This is a genomic window from Pantoea sp. MQR6, assembly GCF_022761075.1.
Classification (GTDB): Bacteria; Pseudomonadota; Gammaproteobacteria; order Enterobacterales; family Enterobacteriaceae; genus Pantoea; species Pantoea phytostimulans.
Genome location: NZ_JAKYXB010000004.1, coordinates 177,466 through 196,746 on the forward strand (window position 1 = coordinate 177,466; position 19,281 = coordinate 196,746).

Here is a 19,281-nt window from a genome sequence, read left to right on the forward strand (position 1 = left end):
TCCCTAAATTCCAATGATTTTTCTGTTTAGCGACTGATCTGCATAGGATTTGCAGAAATCATCAAATGATCGTTCTGTCACATGAATGATCTTATCGTTGATGAAAAGCGCGCCTTCGCGTGCACCATCTTCTGGATTCTTGAAGCAACACTCCCACTCAAGTACCGCCCAGCCGTCAAAGTTATAGCCTGTCAGGCTTGAAAAAATGGCAGTGAAATCAATTTGCCCATCTCCTGGAGAACGGAACCGCCCCGCGCGGCTCGTCCAGGGCTGATACCCGCCATAGGCGCCGGTTTTCCCATTGGGACGGAACTCTGCATCCTTGACGTGAAAAGCTTTAATACGTTGGTGGTAGTGATCGATGAAGGCGAGATAATCAATACTTTGCAGAACAAGATGACTGGGGTCATACATCATATTGCAGCGTGAATGATTGCCCGTTTTTTCCAAAAAGCGTTCAAATGTCAGGCCATCATGCAGATCCTCAGTAGGATGGATCTCGTAACAAACATCGACACCCTGTTCGTCAAATGCATTGAGGATTGGCATCCAGCGTCGGACCAGTTCATCAAATCCCTCTTCAATCAGACCCTCGGGCCATTGCGGATAAGGATAAAGAAACGGCCAGAGCAAGGTGCCTGAAAAGGTCACATGCTTATCCAGCCCTAACCGGCGTGACGCTTTTGCAGCCAGCTTTAGCTGCTCCGTTGCCCAACGTTGGCGCTCCTCAGGATTGTTTCTGAGCGCAGCTGGCGCAAAGCTATCAGCCGGCAAATCAAAAGCAGGATGCAAGGCCACCAGCTGACCTTGCAAATGGCTGGCGAGGTCGGTCAACGTCAGACCATATTCATTCAGGACACCCAGTATCTCATCGGCGTAAGTCTGGCTTTCAGCAGCCCGATGAAGATCGATTAGGTTTGTATTCCAACTGGGGATCTCCACGCCTTTAAATCCTTTTTCTGCCGCCCACGATGCCATGCCAGCAAGCGTATTAAAGGGTGCACTTTCTCCGGCAAATTGCGCCAGAAAAACGCCAGGACCTTTAATTGTTTTCATAACCACTCCCAATTAAAAAAGATGCACCTGCTCTATTAACAGGTGCAAAGACACAGGGAAAAGCATTCAATTTCTTTCACTTATTACGAGTTAAACTCATTTAAAAAACGATGAAATGAAAATTCAACTCCAGGTTGAAAATATAATTACATCGCTAGTCAAAAATCAGCACAGAATAATTCATTGATATTAATTATTGGACGTCAGAAAATTTTTATAATTTTCTGACGTGATAACCTGATAAGGAATCCAGGTGTAGGTTTCGACTTTCTTTTTATCCAGCAGCGCTCGGGTTACTTTAACCGCACCCGTTGCTTGCCCTTTTGCATCCTGAAATATAGAGAGCGCCATTTTTCCATTCTGAACGAATTTCAGGCCATCTGGCGTACCGTCAATTCCTGCAATAAGAATATTTTTCTTTTTTGACTGCCCTAAAGCAAGAATAGCGCCTATCGCCATTTCATCATTATTTGCGGCAATAGCATCAATGGGCGTTGCGTTCAAAAGCCAGTTGGAAACCACATCTACTGCTTCATTGCGTTGCCACTTAGCCGTTTGTTTTTCAATGACTTTCATATCCTTATGCTCTTTAATCACCGCTTCAACGGCACGCGTTCTTTCGCGCGCCTCTTCAGTAGATAACGCCCCCATGATAATCGCGACGTTGCCTTTATAATTCATCATTTTAGCCAACGCTTCCATCTCCATTTTCCCACCCAGCGCTGAATCTGAGCCAACGTAGGCCATATTTTCGGGGAGTTTGACTTCGGGTTTGCGGTTAACAAACACCAGCGGAATATTGGCACTTTCGGCCGCCTTGATCATGGGTGCCACGCCTTGCGTGTCAACAGGATTGAGAATGATGGCATCAACCCCCTGATTGATGAAGTCATCAACCTGCTGTGCTTGCAGGGCAACGTCTCCTTTTGCATCAACAAACTGGCCGTCCAGTTGTTGCTGTTTTAGCTCTTTATCCATCTGCGTACGCAAGATTGAAATAAAGTTAAGATCAAAGTTGGACAATGCAACGCCGACTTTCATCTCTTTAGCTTGGGCAGAAAAAATCATGCCGGCAGCAATACCGGTAATGGCAATGCGTTTAATGAGATTCATTATGTCACCTGTAGGTTGAGGATGTGCTTTCTGTATTTATTTTCCGGTTATAGTGATGCTTCCTGCAAAAAGACAATCCCTGGCTCTTTCCCCGGCAAAAGAAGTTCATTAAATTATCCGATAAAGGATAACGGTAATCGTTTCCTGATAAATAAAGAGTCGCATCACAGCCTAAGGTGCGATTAATTAATCAATCTGTCATAGCATTAGGTGCCGATTTTTACGTTGAAAGTGGCCCACGTTAATCAGTAAAAAGCGCTCATGATTAAAGCGTTATTTAACTAAGACGTCTCAAGTAGATAAACGCAATTTTTATGAAGATTATTAATCCTGCGTTCAAGTTCTTTAACGCCGTAATTTTCAATTTCTTCATACATGCTCAAAATCTCATGTTTACAATGTACCCGGTAACGCTTACTTCGTTTTTGCTCTTCCAGCCAGGAGAGTAGCGCTGCTTTTATCTCAGCTTCATTTTTACGAAGCGGATCGTTTCTTTCTTGCCAAATGGCCAGTAAGAAATGGCGATAGAAACCGGTTATCTCTTCCATCTTCTCTACATTTTGCATACTAAAAAGACCAGACTTTGCGGGCAGCCAATCGAAATCGGCTGCCTGATTTAAATCACAGAGGCTGTGCCGGAGCCGGCGAGTTTTCATAGCCTCCCCAGACGGACTGGTCATAATTGACCACTGAGCCCGTCATGAGTCCTGACTGTTCACTTGCCAAAAAGACGACGGCGCGAGCAACTTCATGCGGATCAATCAAGCGCCCAAAGGGCAGATCGGCTGCCGCTTTTTCCAGCCAGTTATCCTCCGCACCATGATATTGCTTCATAATCCGATCTTCGCCTTCGGAAGCCATCCAGCCAATATTCAGTGCGTTAACCCGAATATTGTTGCGCAGCGTGGCAAACGCGGTGTTGCGCGTCAGTGTCGCCAGTGCACCTTTTGATGCGCAATAGGCTGAAATGAAAGGCTGCCCGGCCAGCCCAGACATAGAGCAGATATTCACAATGCTGCCTTTCACTTCTGTGCGTTTCATCAGCTTCACGGTTTCTTGCATCAGGAAAAACGGCCCGCGTACATTCGTCGCAAACATTTGGTCAAACAGCTCTGGAGAAGTGTCGATAATTGTCCCGCGGTCGGTCATTGCGCCCGCATTGACCAGCACATCAAGTCGGCCAAAATGCGTTTCGGCGGTTTTGATCGCTTTGCGGCAGTCCTCAACGTTTGTCAGATCCGTTTTGACAAAATGTACGGCACACTCTGGGCTGGATAACTGTTCAGCCACTGCGGCTCCCTTCTCGGCATTACGACCACACAAAATCAGGCCCGCTGCACCAGACTGTTTAAACTCTTTTGCAATTGCCGCACCTAAACCCTGCGTACCGCCGGTGATTACGGCAATTTTTCCATCAAGAAAATGAGTCATTCGTCTTCTCCTTCAGTGAGAACATAATTTGCCTGAGCCAATGCCTTTATCAGACTGGCATAGCCGATTCTTGCGTATTCCAGCGGAGGCGCCAGTGCAGGATCCTGCTCAGCCTCCACCACAAACCAGCCTTGATAACCGGTTTTTGCCAGCTCGCTGACGACCTTATCAAAGTTGATGCAGCCATCACCGGGCACGGTGTAAACCCCTTTAAGCACTGCATCCAGAAATGAATCGCGCTGCCAGTCCAGCGCGGCAAGAACCTCGGCACGAACATCCTTGGTATGTACATGGTTAATGCGATTCGCATGCTTTTTCAGGATGCTAAACGGATCGGCTCCGGCGAAAACCAGATGACCGGTATCAAACAGCAGTCCCACTGACGGGCCGGTATGCGCCATTAACAAGTCGATGTCGCGCTCATCTTCAATAGCCGTTCCCATGTGATGATGGAAAGCCAGCGGGACACCAAACTCAGCGCAGTAGTCAGAAAAAGCTGTCAGCTTTTCACCGTAGCGTTGAATTTCGCTCTCGGTTAAGCGACGACGTTGACTGAGAGGAACATCCTGACGGTTTTGAATCGTTCCGGCCGTTTCGCCATACACAAGGCATGCCGCGCCGCAATCTTTAAACAGTTGCAACTGTGGCGTTACTTTCGCGATTTCACTCTCCAGGTCGTTATCCAGCAAAGTGCCGGAATACCAGCCTGACACTAATTGCAGGTCATATTCAGCCAGCTGTGGGCGAAGCTCTGCGCTGCTCAACGGAAATTTCCCGCCTGTTTCAACCCCTGAAAATCCTGCTTCGCGACTCTCTGCCAGGCAAGTCGATAACGGTGTATCACCCCCCAACTGAGGTAAATCGTCATTTGACCAGGCGATGGGAGCAATGCCCAGTTTGGCTTTTAAAATCATGGTTCTCTTTCCTGATTAGGTTAAATACCAATCCGCTGTTTTTTGCGGGCTTCTTCTTGCTCCCGTCTTGCTTCCATCACACTCTCCCGGGCGCTGACTTCGGGTACGCCAACATCCCACCAGGCATCGCCTGGTGTCCATTCATGCGGATGAGTGTCAATGCAGATAACTGTGGTGCGATCGTTGGATTTAGCCCATCCAATGGCGGTTTCCAGCTCATCAAGGTTGCTGACTTTACGTGCCAGTGCGCCCATCGACTGCGCATGCGCGACGAAATCGACGTGAAAGGGTTCTTTTACTTTGCAATCTTTAAGCAGATTGTTGAATGACGCGCCGCCTTTGGCATTTTGCAGTCGGTTAATGACCGCATAGCCGCCGTTATCGCACACCAGCAGAATCATCTTGTGACCGGAGAGCACCGTTGAATAGACATCGGAGTTCATCATCATGTAGGTGCCATCCCCGATCATGACGAAAACATCTCGCTCTTCTTCAATCATGGCGGCACCCCAGCCGGCGGAAATCTCGTATCCCATGCAGGAGAAGCCAAACTCGCAATCAAAGGTACCAGGCGTTTTTACTTTCCACCCTTTGACTAACTCACCTGGCAACCCCCCCGCTGCGCTGATGACATAATCCTCTTTCGCTGCACTGGCATTTACCACGCCAACCACCTGCGCATAAGTTGGAACGCCGTCAGGGGTGATGGCCCGCTCTTGTTTTTCTGCAATTAGATGATTCCACTCGCTGAACCATGCCTTTCCTTGTGGAAGCCACGCGGGATCGGCCTGATAGCTGCCTAATGCTTGATCGAGTTCAGACAAACCTTCTCGCGCATCGCATACCAACGGAATGGCAAAGTGTTTGTTGGCATCAAAGCGTGCTGCGTTGATAGCAATAAATTTTGCTTCATGTGAAAAGACTGACCATGAGCCGGTTACAAAATCCATCAAGCGGGTGCCGACAGCGATAATCACATCTGCTTTTGCTGCCAGCGCATTAGCGGATGTTGAACCCAGGATGCCAATCGGGCCGGCATGTACCGGATGATCGTGAGTGAAAGCGCCTTTACCCGCGATGGTTTCAACCACGGGAATGCCGCGTTCTTTAGCGAGTTTTTCTAATGCCGCTTCCGCTCGCGAGTAACGGACGCCGCCGCCAGAAATAATCAGCGGATTTTTGGCTTGTTGCAGCAGTGCAACCGCTTTATTCAGCAACTGACTGTCCGGGCGTGGACGTGGAATGTGGTGCACACGGCGCTGGAAGAAGGCTTCGGGAAAATCCCACGCCATCTCCTGAACATCCTGACAAAGACCGATAAAAGCAGGCCCGCACTCGCCAGGATCCAGCATGGTTGCAACTGCCTGCGGCAGCGAAGAGACGATCTGCTCCGGCCAGGTTATACGGTCCCAATAACGCGTTACAGCTTTAAACGCATCGTTAACGGTATGCGTTGGATCGTTAAAATGTTCAACTTGTTGCATAACCGGATCGGGATGGCGTTGAGCAAAGGTATCACCGCAGAGCATTAAAAAAGGCAACCGGCTTACATGTGCCACGCCTGCAGCTGTCAATAGATTCGTCGTTCCCGGCCCGATTGACGCTGTAACCACCATAATCTGCTGGCGCAGGCGCGCTTTGGCGAACCCCGCCGCGGCGAATCCCATTGACTGTTCATTTTGGCCGCGCCACGTTGGCAGCACATCCTGAACACTTTCAAGGGCTTCCCCCATGCAGGTCACGTTGCCATGACCAAAAATGCCAAACACACCAGGAAACAGCGGGACTTCCTGATCATCAATCTCAGTAAACTGGTTACTGAGATAGCGCACAATGGCCTGTGCAGTGGTGCAACGATACGTCGACATAATATCTACCTGCTGTAAGGCCCGTCGGTAAGAACAGGCGGATTGTAGGAATTTATGTTGCTATAAAACTTTATGCGCAACAAATGTTGCATTCCGGGGCGTAGCTTCCCTGTTGGGAAGCGGGTTCGGGCCGGTAATCAGGGAACTATTTTGCTGGCGTCTTTTTAAATTCTTCTACCCGTAAAGTACGCTCAGTGACCGTTTCAATCCTTGGCTGCTCTTCTTCCGGGTGCATCGCCGAAGCCACTGCGAGTGCGATGCACTGAACTAAACACACCGGCGCGGCCAGCGAACGGGAGAAGCTGTACTCTTCCTCTGGAATGGTGAAAAGTACCGAGGCATTTTTGGCTAACGGTGATAGCACGCTGTCGGTAATAGCGATCACGGGTATGCCTTTTTTCTCAGCAATGTCAGCAATATTCATCACTTCTTGCGCATAGTGGCGAAACGAAACGGCAATTAACGCATCGTTTGCTGTCATGTTCATGGCCATATGAGGAGCAAGCCCGCCCGGCATATCCAGTAATACCACTTTGCGGTTAAGCATGGTCAGCAGATAACGCATCAACATCGCAACGGGTTCGGAACGGAGCTGACCCGCAATAAAGATGGTTTCGGCGTTTTTCAGATAGACCGCGCTTTGATCTAAGTCAGCTGCCTTGATGCTTTCCAGCATGCCCTGAAGCGTCGCGATATCTCTAACGACCAGACTGTGCAGAAATCCTAAACTTCCCTGCTGCTGGTTTTTTTCTAAATCATTTTCAAGTGCAACAATACGCTCGTTGTAGCCAGGTGCAGATGTTGCCAGGCGCGTTTGAAATACTGACTGCATCTGCTTGAATCCGCTGTACCCCAGATTTTGAGCAAATCGCACGAGCGTAGAGGGGTGCAGGCCGCATTTTTGCGCTATCGCATTAATCGATTCCAGCGCAACGGCATTTGGATTCTGCATAATAAAACGCGCCACCTGTTGAAAACGCTCTGACAAATGGGGATATCGCTCAGTGATATCGTTTACCACTTGTTCATAATTTTTGTGCGGTGGCCGCTGCAGTTTTTTTTCTGCATCTTTACGACTAGCCATGACAACGTGCCCTCAATACTCAATCAAAAAGTCATTTTAAACTGAGAATCAGGGTGCTTTCTCAGTAAATGTATGTCCTGCTCAGTTGACACTTCTGCCCGCTCACCACATCAAGTTATAGCAACTAAAATTGCATTTCAATTTACCTTGCAATTGAAATTTCAAATTACGTGATCTGATTCTTATATTTAGCATAAACATTCGCCTCTCCAGTGCATCAAAACATCCTTCGCAACAAAAATTGCAAGCAAATTTAATCATTACTTTCAATAACATAAAAATTATTCTCCCTTAAAAACCTGACTCAAAAACTCAAAAAAAGCGCATTGCAATTTTTATTGCAGCGATCTAATCATTGCAACTAGATTGTTAGCTGTAACGCTGAACGGGGCTTCGATTTCGAGGTGTACATTTCATCGGTCTGGAGAAAACGGACCTCAGAAAAGACAGGAAGCGGGTATGTACAAAGAGTTTGGACAATTCATTAATGGTCGCTGGCGTGAAGGCCGCGGCGGCTACCCAATCGTGGTGACCGACCCAGGCCGCGATGAGAAGCTAGGTGAAATCACCTCAGCATCAGAACAGGATACGCTTGATGCCATTGCCAGCGCTGAACAGGCTTTTTCGCTCTGGAAACAGACGCCAGCATGGGAGCGCGCTGAAACGTTACATCGCGTGGCTCAGGAGATGGAAAAAGCCCGCGAGCGCGCCGCAACAATGATCTCACGGGAAAGCGGCAAGCCGCTGGGCCAGGCCAGTCGTGAGTGGACCTTATCCATCGACCAGTTTACCTGGTATGCCGAAGAGTCCCGCCGCATTTATGGTCGCATCGTTGAAAGCCGTGTGGCAGGGGGTCGTTGCGAAGTTTCCCATGAACCGGTTGGCGTGGTTGCCGCTTTTACTGCGTGGAATTTCCCCGTTGTCCTGATTGCCCGCAAAGTGGCACCCGCGTTAGCTGCGGGTTGCAGCGTCGTGTTGCGCCCCTCAAGCGAGGTTCCCGGTTCTGCGATGATCATTATGGAATGTCTGCAGAAAGCGGGCCTTCCCGCTGGCGTAGTGAATATGGTGGTTGGCGGTACTGAACAGACTTATAAACCCCTGATTAATTCGGCAGCGGTGAAGAAAGTCACGCTGACCGGCTCCACTGCGATTGGACAGCAAATGATTCGGGATTCAGCAGCCACCATCAAACGTCTGAGCATGGAGCTTGGCGGCAACGCACCCATGATTGTTTTTGACGATGCTGATATCGAAAAAGCACTGGACCTGGCCGTGCCGACCAAGTTTGCCAACTGCGGGCAGGTTTGTGTCACGCCAGACCGTTTTTATGTTCAGGAATCAGTTTCTGCAGCCTTTATTGAAGGGTTTGCCCGTCGCGCAGCCAACATAAAAGTGGGTTATGGACAAGACGAAGGCACTGAAATGGGGCCGTTAATCAACACACGCAGACTGGAAGCGATTGAAAAAATCGTTGAGGACGCGCGCCAAAAAGGTGGCCGTATCGTTACTGGCGGTCAGCGTATTCAAGATAAACCCGGTTTTTATTTCGCACCCACGGTTATTGCTGATGTTCCAGATGATGCGCTGGCGTTGTGCGAAGAGAATTTTGGTCCCATCGCCGCTATTACAACCTTCAGTGATGAAAGCGAGGTCATTGAGCGTGTTAATCGCTCCGAGTTCGCTTTATCTGCTTACGCATTCACCCGCGATGCAGCACGGATCCGCCGCGTTTCTGCCGCCCTTCAGGCTGGTATGGTCGGCATCAACAGTTTCGCACTCGCGGCGGCAGAAGTGCCTTTTGGCGGAATCAAAGCCAGCGGTATGGGAAGTGAAGGTGGGAGCGAGGGGATCCTCGAATACATGAACGTCAAACTGACTCAAGTTGTGCTGTAAGGAATACGCGATGATCAACAATAACGTTAAACGATTATGGGAACGCGGGTCGCCAGCGCTTAATGGCTGGCTTTCTATCGCCAGCCCTTTCACGGCTGAAATCATGTCGGCGCAAGGTTATGACGCTGTCACCATCGATATTCAGCATGGCTTTGTTGGTTATGAAACCGCCGCCACCATGTTACAGGCCATGCGTGCAAGCGGTGTGACACCGATGGTGCGTGTGCCGTGGCTTTCGCCAGGTGACATCATGAAAGCGCTGGATGCCGGTGCGTACGGCATCATTTGTCCGATGGTGAATAATGCCGAAGAAGCACGGCAGCTGGTTTCCTGTGTACGTTACCCGCCACTTGGCAGCCGCAGTTTCGGCCCTACCCGCGTCACCTTCTCTGCGGGTCAGGATTATGGTCAGCATGCTGATAATGAAATTCTCTGCTTCGCCATGATTGAAACGGCAGAAGCCGTCAAGAATATCGATGAGATTGTCGCGACTCCCGGCCTTGATGGTATCTACATCGGCCCGGCAGATCTCACGCTGGGGATGACCGGCAGGAAATACCGTACCGGTTTTGATCGCGATGAGCCGGAGATCGTTGACTGCATCAGGCACATCATTGAACGCGCCCATGCTGCGGGTATTCGTGCAGGCCTGCATAACGGCACGCCGGAATATGCAGCCAAAGCGGTGGAATGGGGATTTGATCTGGTAACGGTATCCAATGACGTTCAGCTGTTACGCGGTGCCGCAGCGGCCAGCGTCAGTCGCTTTCGCCAGTTGACCGGCCAGCAGTCTGAGAAAGAGATTCCCGCCCAAAAGGGAGGATATTAAAATGCCCCATGTCCTTGTAGCCGGAAAAATTCACGATGCCGGACTCGCTATTCTGAAAAATGCGCCAGGTTTTACCTTTGACTTGGTTCATGAAGTCAGCGTCTCCAGCTATGCCCCTTTTATTCAGAACGCTGATGCCTTGCTGCTGCGTACGCAACCTTTGACCAGCAAAGAGATCGCGCAGGCTGCAAAACTGAAAATCGTTTCACGGCACGGCGTCGGATATGACGCGGTTGATCTGCCCGCGCTGAATGAAAGGTCGATTCCGCTGACGATTGTCGGTGACGTCAATTCACTTTCCGTGGCAGAGCACACCCTTTCAATGCTGATGACACTGGCGAAACAGCTGCGCGTATACGATGAGAATATGCGGTCAGGGCAGTGGAATTGCAGAAACAGTTTTTCAGCCATTGAGTTAGCGGGTCGCACGCTTTTTATTCTTGGTTTTGGCCGTATCGGACGTGAAGTTGCTCGAATGGCACGCTGCTTCAATATGAAGGTAGTGGCTTACGATCCCTTTATTCCGGCTGATCTATTTACTGATTCGGGTGTACAGCAAATAGAACAAATTGAAGAGGGTCTTAAAATCGCCGATGCCGTTACGGTGCATTTACCGCTGAGCGACACCAAGCCGCTGATAGGTCGAAAAGAACTGGCATTGTTGAAGCCGAGCGCCATTGTCATTAATACCGCACGCGGCGGAATTGTCGATGAAGCCGCTCTGATTGAAGCGTTGAACAATGAACGTTTGGGGGGAGCCGGACTGGATGTATTTAGTGAGGAACCGCCTCCATCCTCCTCACCTTTATTACATGCTTCTTATCGCTTATTGCTGAGTCCGCACTCTGCTGGGTTGACACAGGAAGCGGCAATGCGGATGTCCGTCTCTGCGGTGAATAATATAATTAATTACTTCAACGGAACGCTCGAAGAGAATTTAATTGTCAATCATCGAGAAATAAATAAAGCCGGCATTGTTTAAGTCCTTTTAATTAGTCTGAACATCACTGACCTTACAGGAAATAATATTATGAAAATTGCCGTATTAGGTGCAGGTCGCATCGGGAATGTCCATGCGTCAAATGTCGCTGCACATTCAAAAGTCGAGTTAGTTGCCATTGCCGATCCTTTTATTGAGAACGCCATTAAATTAACCGAAATATATGGCGGAAAAGCGGTTAAAGATCCGATGGAGTTAATCGAAGATGATTCCATTGATGGCATTGTTATCGCGACGCCGACCGATACTCACGTTGATTTAATGCTGAGTGCTGCCCGAAAAGGGAAAGCCGTGCTGTGCGAAAAGCCGGTCGATCTGAATTTAGAAAGGGCTAAGATTGCGTGTGAGGAACTCAAAAATCTCGATGCGCCAGTGATGATTGCGTTTAATCGCCGTTTTGATCCCAGCGCCAGCGAAATTCATCAAGCCATCACCAACGGTGAAATTGGTGAACTGCATCAAATTATGATTTCAAGCCGCGATCCCGGCTTCGCCTCAATGGATTATTTGCGTCACTCTGGCGGTATTTTTCGCGACATGACCATTCACGATTTCGATATGGCGCGCTGGTTATTGGGCGAAGAGCCGATTGAAGTGTATGCCTCCGCCAGCCGCATGTTGGAACCTGCGCTGGAAGCGCTCAATGATTACGACACGGTGATGGTGCAGATGACGACCCGCTCTGGCAAACAGTGCCATATCAACTGTAGTCGCCAGGCCGTTTACGGCCATGACCAGCGTATCGAGGCATATGGATCAGCAGGCATGTTGATGAACGATAACCTGCGCCCTTCTACTGTTCGTCGTTACAACCAAAATGCCACCGATTCTCGTTCACCTTTGGTGCATTTTTTCCTGGAGCGTTACGCCGATGCTTACCGAAAAGAGATGGATGCTTTCGTCAATATGATCGGTCAGCCAAAAGCCGTTCCGATTACGCCTTTCGACGGTTATATGGCACTTAAACTGGCTGAATGCGCTCAGCGCTCGGTGGAAAGCGGTAAGCCTGTAAAAGTCGAAGTGTAAAAAGAGCGAACTGCGAGAAACATGATGAAAAAGATAGGCGTAGGGATTATCGGAACCGGATTTATGGGGCTTTCGCACGCGCTTGCCTACCGGGCAGCTGCGGGCATCTTCCCCGGTGAAGTCTCACCGGAGTTGATTTGCGTGGCGGATATTGAGGGTGCTGCGGCAGAGAAAGCGGCTCAGCGTTTTGGCTTTCGTCGCCATACCGATGACTGGCACACATTGATTAACGATCCTGATATTGATGTTGTCTCCATCACAACACCCAATCGTTTTCATCTTGAACAGGCGCTGGCCGCTATCAAAGCCGGAAAACACGTGCATTGCGAGAAGCCGATAGCGCCGGGCAGTCAGGATGCGGCAATCATGACGGAAGCGGCGGAAGCAAAAGGTGTCGTTACTCAGGTCGGTTTCAATTATCTGAAAAACCCCATGCTCAAATTGGCGAAAGAGATGATTGAGCAGGGTGAGCTGGGCGATATTGTTAGTTTTCGCGGCATTCATGCAGAAGATTTTATGGCATCACCGCTTACGCCTTGGTCGTGGCGCCTTGATCCTTCTGGTGGAGCAGGCGCGGTGGCGGATCTCGGTAGCCATATTGTCTCAATGGCACGCTTCCTGCTGGGGCCGATCGTCGCCGTCAATGCTGACCTGGAAACCGTTATTAAAAGCCGCCCAACGTCATCCGGTGCAGCGGAAAAGCGTGCGGTCGAAGTAGATGACATTGCTCGCCTGACGGTTGAATTTGCACGGGGTTGTAAAGGCAGTATTGAAGCGAGTTGGGTGGCAACCGGCCGCAATATGCAGCTGGGTTTTGAAATTTACGGCACGCGGGGTGCACTGCATTTCACTCAGGAGCGCTTTAACGAGTTGCATTTTTACCGTTCAGAAGGCAATAGCGGTCATCATGGTTTTCAACGAATCGAAGCTGGGCCAAAACATGCCCCTTACGCGGCATTCTGCCCTGCTCCCGGACACCAACTCGGCTTTAACGATCTTAAAACCATCGAGATCGCTGAGTTTCTGCGTGCCGTTGCAGGTCAGCCCGTTGCCGGGCCCGATTTCCGTGAGGCGTGGGAAATTCAGAAAGTGATTGATGCAGCTGTAGCCTCATCCAGAGAAAAGCGCTGGATGATTTTGTAAACGTTGCCCGTGTAAACCTGCCTCCTGTTGTTTAAGGAGGCAATTTTATAACTCCTCACATTACTTCACCTTCGTGTGGCTTTAGGAGTGAGCGATATGAATAAGTCCTGCGCGACAGAAATCGAGACTGCCAGTGATGCACTGATTCGGCATTTCAAACTTATCGCCCGAATTGAAGGCGTCTCGCAGCGAGATCTTCAGTGGCATTTAATGGAACGCTATGTAAATACCTGGCTGACCCAGCAAGGTCGCTTCCATATTCTGTGTGATGTCTTGCCGAGCCTTAACCCATCGCGCAAAAGCGTGAGCTTCAATATCTCTTTGAAGATTATCGGCCTTGAACTCTCCTCAACTTTTTTTCCGCTGACATTCCTGTTACCGGTGCCAGATGAGCCTTACGAAGCCTGGCGAATTTACCCGCAATCCCGCTTCGTTGATCCTGATAATGGCGCTGGGCAAACAACAAAACGTCAAAGCCTTTTGTTGCCTCACACTGTTTCAGACCGGTCTATTCTCTGCTGGGAAGGTCACTGTTTTATCTTTGACCCGCAGTTTCTACAACCGCGAGCGTTTCAGGCAAAACAGAAAGAGATTAAACAAAAAGTTGAATACAGGGTTCGTCAAGGTATTGAGCTATGGGCTAACACCAGTTGCAGCGCATTGTCTGCTTGAGACTTGTCAGGCAACACATTAATGCCCCGACAAACCACGCGAAAATTAAAACTAACGCACCTGCCAGCCTACAAACATTCATTTTTAAACAGGCTTCTGGCGCATTTAATTAGGGGTTAAAGCGACGGAATCTCTGCCATCGACAGCGGGTCGGATTAACACTGTTCAGCAACAGCAGTGCGTAGAAGATGGCTCGGTGGTGTTTTTCCGAGCCATTTTTCAAATTAATTCAGTGATTACCAGCGCTGATGTACCCAAGGGGCGATCTTTTGCTGATAGAGCGTTTTAAGGGCTGTCATTGTTTCCTGATCCAGCGGGGCAAGATTGCTGGCCTGCGCGTTGGCCTCAGCCTGAGTCGGATTTTTTGCGCCGGGGATCACAACACTGACCGCGTCATCCATCAATATCCAGCGAAGCGCAAACATCGCCATGGTGACATCGCCTTTCACTAACTTACGAATATCCTCTACAGCATCCAACGCTACGTCATAAGGCACCCCAGAAAAGGTTTCACCCTTGTCAAACGCTTCGCCATTGCGGTTAAACGCCCGGTGATCGTCTGCGGAAAAAGCCGTATTCGCGTTCATTTTTCCCGTTAATAAACCTGATGCCAGCGGCACGCGAGCAATCACCGCAACATTACGCTTACGCGTTTCACGGAAGAAAAGTTCAGCCGGACGCTGCCTGAAAATATTATAAATAATCTGAACTGACGAAACGTTGGGATAGTCGATGGCCTTCAATCCTTCTTCAACTTTCTCAACGGAAACACCGTAGCTGCGAATTTTTCCCGATGCCACCAGCTTATCCATGACGTCAAAGACCTCCGGCGTGTAATAGATTTCAGTCGGAGGACAATGCAGTTGAACAAGGTCTAACGAATCGACTTGCAGATTATTTAAAGAGCGCTCGACGAACGCCTGCAGGTTGCTCTCTGTATAACCTTCGGCAACATGCGGAGAAAGACGTCGCCCGAGTTTGGTCGCCACAAACGGACGCTTGCCGCCACGTTCGTTCAGGACTTCAGCAATGATTTTTTCAGAGCGGCCATCGCCATACACATCCGCGGTATCGATAAAGGTCATGCCCGCATCTAAAGCTGCATGCAGCGCGCTTTTTGCATCTTCATGAGAGACTTCGCCCCACGTTCCCCCAATAGCCCATGCGCCAAATCCAATTTCAGAAACGCGTTGTCCGGTCCGTCCAAAATTTCGATCTTTCATGAATCGTGTCCTCGTGATGTTCAGCTGAAGATGGGGAGGCGTTTTCCCACATGCGTAACGCCAATGAAAAAATCGACGTACTGACAGCAGCATAGCGTTAGCGCGTCGGGAGCGCCGGAGATAAAAAAGAGAAATGCGATGAAAGGTCGCAACAACGAAAGATGTTTTTCCCCAGGCGAACTTACCGCGCCTATCAGGCCACTCTATAGCGGCTATTTCACCCTGCGCATAACCTTAGCGGGATCATTTATTAGCCTGGGGATAGCGGAAAAATTAACCTGAGTTCTTTTTACAGGGAAAGAGTCATGAAGATCCGTTATTTATCGTTGTCACTGATGTTAGCGCTACTCTCAACTTCTGCGCTGTCTGCCGAATTGATTGTTGGCGACCAAAAAGGGAATGCTCGCGCCGTCATGGAAGCCGCAGGCCAGTTGGAAAACCTCCCGTATAAGCTGAGCTGGTATGAATTCCCGAATGCTGCGCCCTTGCTGGAGTCGCTTAATTCCAACCACCTGGATGCAGGCTTGGTGGGAGATGGCCCGCTTTCCTTTGCGGCGGCGGCTGGCGCAGAGATCAAAGCTATTCAGGCATCACAGTATCTGGGCAATGCCATCATTGTGAAAAAAAGGAGCGGGATAAAAAATGCTGCTGATTTAAAAGGTAAAAAAATCGCTACCGTCAAAGGATCTTCCGGGCAGAACCTGGTGCTTAATGCCTTGAAGCAGGCAAACATTCCTGCTGACTCGGTTTCATTTATTTTCACTACGCCGGCAGAAGCCACGCTGGCGCTAGATAGCGGCGCAGTTGATGCCGTTGCCAGTTGGGAACCCTATGTTTCCTTCGCCGTCGCGCAATCTGGCGACCAGATCGCGGTGGATGGACGCGCCTTCCCTGTATCTAACTATTTAGTCGCGACTGATACCGCGATTGCCGACAAACGAGACTTACTGCAGGATTTTCGTCAGCGACTGGTTCTCGCCCGTGAATGGGGTGTTGCTCATCCTGAACAGTATGCGGCGGGAATCGCTAAGGTGCTGCGACTGCCTGAAAACGTAGCATTGAGTAAAGTGCAACGAGAAAATAATGCGCCCATCAGTGACATCGCCACTGTGCGCAGCCAGCAGCAAAACGCCATTGACACGTTTACGCGCACAGGGTTGATTAAGCCCGGCCTTAAGGCCGATCAGTTAATTGATGCCAGCTTTTTTGCCCAGCAATAAGGAAAATCAGCATGATGAATTTGGCGCTTTATCTGGATGCCGGTATTCACCAAGGCGGCTGGCGTCACCCGGATGCCGTCGCGAGCGGCGGCACCAACTGGCCACTCTATCGCACCGTGGCACAGCGCGCTGAAGCGGCGAAGCTAGATATGATTTTTGTCGCCGACAAGCTGGCGATCGATGATATCTACGGCGGCGATCTGAGCAAAACCGTTCACAGTCGTCAGGTAGGCTGGGCCGAGCCCTTGACGCTGCTGGCAGCGCTGGCGGCTGTTACTGACCGCATCGGCTTAGGCGGCACAGTTTCATCCTCCTATTCCGTGCCTTACAGCACCGCCAGAATGCTGGCGAATATTGATCATATCAGCGGAGGCCGCGCCGCCTGGAACGTCGTTACTTCGTTAAGTGATACCGAAGCGCGTAATTTCGGCAGGGAAAAGCACTATTCTCACGTGGAGCGTTACGCGCGCGCAGAAGAGTATATTGCGCTGATGAAAGCGTTGTGGGACAGCTTTGAAGAAGATGCGATCATCATTGATAAAGAGAATGCACAGTTCGCTTCACCTGAAAGCTTTCACTATATCAATCACCACAGCGACGCGTTTGATGTGCGCGGTCCGCTGAATGTACCCCGCCCACCGCAGGGACATCCGGTGTTGATTCAGGCGGGGGTATCAGAAGCTTTCACTGAGCTGGCAGCAAAACAGGCTGAAGTGTTGTTTGTGGTGCAGCCAACCCGCGAGCGCGCCCAACAGTTTTACGCCACACTGAAAGAGAAAGCGCAGACAGCGGGACGTCAGCCCGATCAATTGCGCATCTTGCCGGGCATGGTTCCAGTGGTTGGCGAAACGCGCCGTGAAGCGGAAGAGTTGGATCGATATTTAAAATCGCTGATCACCACCGAGTCGGGACTGAGCTTCGTCTCTGCCAGCATGAACATTGATCTCTCGCAGTATCCTGCCGACGGACCGATGCCAGATTTGCGCGACCATATCACCGGCAGCAAAGGCCGTTTTCAGTATGTTATCGCTCAGGCGATTGAAGAAGGATTAACACTGGGAGAAATGGCGCGACGCTACGCAGAAAGCCTTTCTTTCCCTTCGCCGGTAGGCACACCCGATGATATCGCCGCGATGATGATCGACTGGTATCAATCCAAAGCCTGCGATGGCTTTGTCATATTACCGACCTATCTGAATAGTTCAGGCGATCTGTTTTTGGAGGAAGTGGTGCCACGCTTGCAACAGGCTGGCGTGTTCCGCAAAGCGTATCCCGACGGCACGTTGCGCGATACGCTGGGGCTGGAAAAGCCGCTGAATCAGTTTAGCGTTTGATATTTGTAACCGTTTCGTCGCCGGGAAGCAGAGTCGCTTTGCCCGGCGCTGTTGTGACGTTGAATGGAATATCACGACGCCCATGGCTTGTCATCTTCATTCCCCGTAATGCATGCCTTCCAGTTTCATGCCGTCTGGATCGAGAAAAAACACCGCGTAATAATCGGGATAATATTCACCGGCGGCATCAACAATGGTGACATTATTCTGCTCCAGCCACGTCTGTAACTGATCAACATCCTGACGGCTATTAAGAGACCAGGCATAGTGATGAAAACCGGGATTACCCCGGCGATAGGGATTTTTCAAGCCCGGTTCATCAGCCTGATAGATCCACAATCGGGTCGTTCCGTCGCTCCATCCCATCGCCTGTGGCTTTTTATCCAGCACCTCAAAACCCAGGAAGGTCATTAATCCGTGATAGAAGTGTTGTGACGAAGCAAAATCGCTGACCGATAACACAATATGATCGACTGCGCGTACACGTGACATCTTACCTCCGTTCTTTTCTGACGCTTGATATTTAAGCGTAGACAATCACCCGCCATTCTTCATGAGGCGGCGCGGCTCGGTGTGATTTTAGCGTGATGAGATGTCAACGATGTGCAGTTTTTCACCGTATTGCGCGCGCTGTTTAATCGGCTGGCTGTTATCGGTAATGATGTGATCAATGCCTTGTAAGTCACAAACATGCGAAAGCGCGCGGTAGCCAATCTTGCTGCTGTCAGCCAACACCACGGTCTGCTCTGCCGCGCGGATCATCGCCTGCTTCACTGGAATTTCCACGGTGTTGATATTGGTCAAGCCACGTTCATAGTGCACGCCTTCGGCACCCAAAAACGCCCAATCAACATGCATGCTGTCGATTTTACTGATCGTGTCCTGTCCAACCAGCGTATAGACGTTGTCCAGCATCAATCCGCCGGCAACGTGTAACGTAATGTCTGGATATTGGCTAAGCGTAAACGCGGTATAAATATCGTTGGTCAATACCGTCAGGTTCTTCTTCTCTTTTAACGCCAGCGCAAGTTCGTATACGCTGGAACCGTTATCCAAAATCAACGACTGACCATCCTGAACCAGGCTGGCAGCGTAATGACCAATAGCGCTTTTTGCCTCGCCATTCATCTGCCGCCGCACACTGTAGGGCGTGTCCGCATGGCTGGATGAAGCCACAGGCAGCAAACCACCGTGCGTGCGCATCACTTGTCCACTCTGTTCCAACCGTGAAAGATCGCGGCGAATAGTAGAGCTATCAACCCCAAATTGCGCCGACAGTTCACCGGCGTTGAGATATCCCTTCTCGTTGATCATTGCAAGAATCTGGTTACGTCGCTCAGCCGCTGTCACCTGTTCACTCCATTAAATACACACATTCGTGCATATCATGCCTGTTTTTAACTTTCACGTCACTACGCTCCGCACTCCTGACGCCTGCCAACGGCTATTTTTTCATAGCCATAAGTTTTTCGCTT

Annotated in this window: 18 protein-coding genes; 8 read left to right on the forward strand and 10 right to left on the reverse strand. The window is 50.0% G+C overall.

Annotated elements, in window-relative coordinates:
• Positions 1–3: 3 nt before the first annotated feature.
• The 7 genes from MUG06_RS15990 to MUG06_RS16020 all read right to left on the reverse strand — a co-directional run bounded on the left by MUG06_RS15990 (position 4) and on the right by MUG06_RS16020 (position 7,466).
• Positions 4–1,056, reverse strand: coding sequence for a sugar phosphate isomerase/epimerase (locus tag MUG06_RS15990; RefSeq protein ID WP_243079210.1), 1,053 nt, complete (start codon positions 1,054–1,056; stop codon positions 4–6).
• A gap of 189 nt (positions 1,057–1,245) precedes the next feature.
• Positions 1,246–2,169 carry a substrate-binding domain-containing protein gene (locus MUG06_RS15995; RefSeq protein ID WP_243079211.1) on the reverse strand — a complete coding sequence of 308 codons (924 nt, stop codon included), beginning with the start codon at positions 2,167–2,169 and terminating at the stop codon, positions 1,246–1,248.
• A 281-nt stretch (positions 2,170–2,450) separates the two neighbouring features.
• Entirely contained in the window at positions 2,451–2,825 is a 375-nt protein-coding gene (locus MUG06_RS16000; protein ID WP_215848616.1) for a hypothetical protein, read from the reverse strand.
• On the reverse strand, positions 2,791–3,600 hold the full coding sequence (locus MUG06_RS16005; RefSeq protein WP_215848615.1) for an SDR family oxidoreductase: 810 nt from the start codon (positions 3,598–3,600) through the stop codon (positions 2,791–2,793). The genes MUG06_RS16000 and MUG06_RS16005 overlap by 35 nt, the downstream gene beginning before the upstream one ends.
• Positions 3,597–4,514: a myo-inosose-2 dehydratase gene (gene iolE / locus MUG06_RS16010; RefSeq protein ID WP_243079212.1), complete on the reverse strand. Its 918-nt coding sequence runs from the start codon at positions 4,512–4,514 to the stop codon at positions 3,597–3,599. Before iolE ends, MUG06_RS16005 begins: the two co-directional genes overlap by 4 nt.
• Before the next feature lie 20 nt (positions 4,515–4,534).
• Positions 4,535–6,382, reverse strand: a complete 1,848-nt coding sequence (gene iolD / locus MUG06_RS16015; RefSeq protein ID WP_243079213.1) for a 3D-(3,5/4)-trihydroxycyclohexane-1,2-dione acylhydrolase (decyclizing) — start codon at positions 6,380–6,382, stop codon at positions 4,535–4,537.
• Positions 6,383–6,527: 145 nt separating this feature from the next.
• Positions 6,528–7,466 carry a MurR/RpiR family transcriptional regulator gene (locus tag MUG06_RS16020; protein ID WP_243079214.1) on the reverse strand — a complete coding sequence of 313 codons (939 nt, stop codon included), beginning with the start codon at positions 7,464–7,466 and terminating at the stop codon, positions 6,528–6,530.
• Between the two features lie 459 nt (positions 7,467–7,925).
• On the opposite strand from MUG06_RS16020, the gene MUG06_RS16025 reads away from it, so the two are divergent.
• From MUG06_RS16025 to MUG06_RS16050, 6 genes are all read left to right on the forward strand, one after another.
• The gene (locus MUG06_RS16025) at positions 7,926–9,359 is read left to right on the forward strand and encodes an NAD-dependent succinate-semialdehyde dehydrogenase (protein WP_243079215.1); all 1,434 of its coding nucleotides are present in this window, start codon (positions 7,926–7,928) and stop codon (positions 9,357–9,359) included.
• A 10-nt stretch (positions 9,360–9,369) separates the two neighbouring features.
• Complete coding sequence (locus MUG06_RS16030; protein WP_215848606.1) at positions 9,370–10,188, forward strand: aldolase/citrate lyase family protein; 819 nt, start codon at positions 9,370–9,372, stop codon at positions 10,186–10,188.
• Position 10,189: 1 nt separating this feature from the next.
• Entirely contained in the window at positions 10,190–11,170 is a 981-nt protein-coding gene (locus MUG06_RS16035) for a hydroxyacid dehydrogenase (protein ID WP_243079216.1), read from the forward strand.
• Positions 11,171–11,218: 48 nt separating this feature from the next.
• The gene (iolG, locus tag MUG06_RS16040) at positions 11,219–12,214 is read left to right on the forward strand and encodes an inositol 2-dehydrogenase (RefSeq protein ID WP_243079217.1); all 996 of its coding nucleotides are present in this window, start codon (positions 11,219–11,221) and stop codon (positions 12,212–12,214) included.
• A 21-nt stretch (positions 12,215–12,235) separates the two neighbouring features.
• Complete coding sequence (locus MUG06_RS16045; RefSeq protein ID WP_243079218.1) at positions 12,236–13,357, forward strand: Gfo/Idh/MocA family oxidoreductase; 1,122 nt, start codon at positions 12,236–12,238, stop codon at positions 13,355–13,357.
• 96 nt (positions 13,358–13,453) lie between these two features.
• Positions 13,454–14,029, forward strand: a complete 576-nt coding sequence (locus tag MUG06_RS16050) for a hypothetical protein (RefSeq protein ID WP_243079219.1) — start codon at positions 13,454–13,456, stop codon at positions 14,027–14,029.
• Between the two features lie 236 nt (positions 14,030–14,265).
• Here the strand turns inward: MUG06_RS16050 and MUG06_RS16055 are convergent, their stop codons facing one another.
• The gene (locus MUG06_RS16055) at positions 14,266–15,252 is read right to left on the reverse strand and encodes an aldo/keto reductase (protein ID WP_243079220.1); all 987 of its coding nucleotides are present in this window, start codon (positions 15,250–15,252) and stop codon (positions 14,266–14,268) included.
• 305 nt (positions 15,253–15,557) lie between these two features.
• On the opposite strand from MUG06_RS16055, the gene MUG06_RS16060 reads away from it, so the two are divergent.
• Positions 15,558–16,472 carry an aliphatic sulfonate ABC transporter substrate-binding protein gene (locus MUG06_RS16060; RefSeq protein WP_243079221.1) on the forward strand — a complete coding sequence of 305 codons (915 nt, stop codon included), beginning with the start codon at positions 15,558–15,560 and terminating at the stop codon, positions 16,470–16,472.
• An 11-nt stretch (positions 16,473–16,483) separates the two neighbouring features.
• Positions 16,484–17,806 carry an NtaA/DmoA family FMN-dependent monooxygenase gene (locus MUG06_RS16065; RefSeq protein ID WP_243079222.1) on the forward strand — a complete coding sequence of 441 codons (1,323 nt, stop codon included), beginning with the start codon at positions 16,484–16,486 and terminating at the stop codon, positions 17,804–17,806.
• Between the two features lie 96 nt (positions 17,807–17,902).
• On the opposite strand, the gene MUG06_RS16070 is transcribed toward MUG06_RS16065, so the two are convergent.
• Positions 17,903–18,298 carry a VOC family protein gene (locus MUG06_RS16070; RefSeq protein WP_243079223.1) on the reverse strand — a complete coding sequence of 132 codons (396 nt, stop codon included), beginning with the start codon at positions 18,296–18,298 and terminating at the stop codon, positions 17,903–17,905.
• 87 nt (positions 18,299–18,385) lie between these two features.
• Entirely contained in the window at positions 18,386–19,156 is a 771-nt protein-coding gene (locus MUG06_RS16075; protein ID WP_215848599.1) for a DeoR/GlpR family DNA-binding transcription regulator, read from the reverse strand.
• Positions 19,157–19,281: the final 125 nt, after the last annotated feature.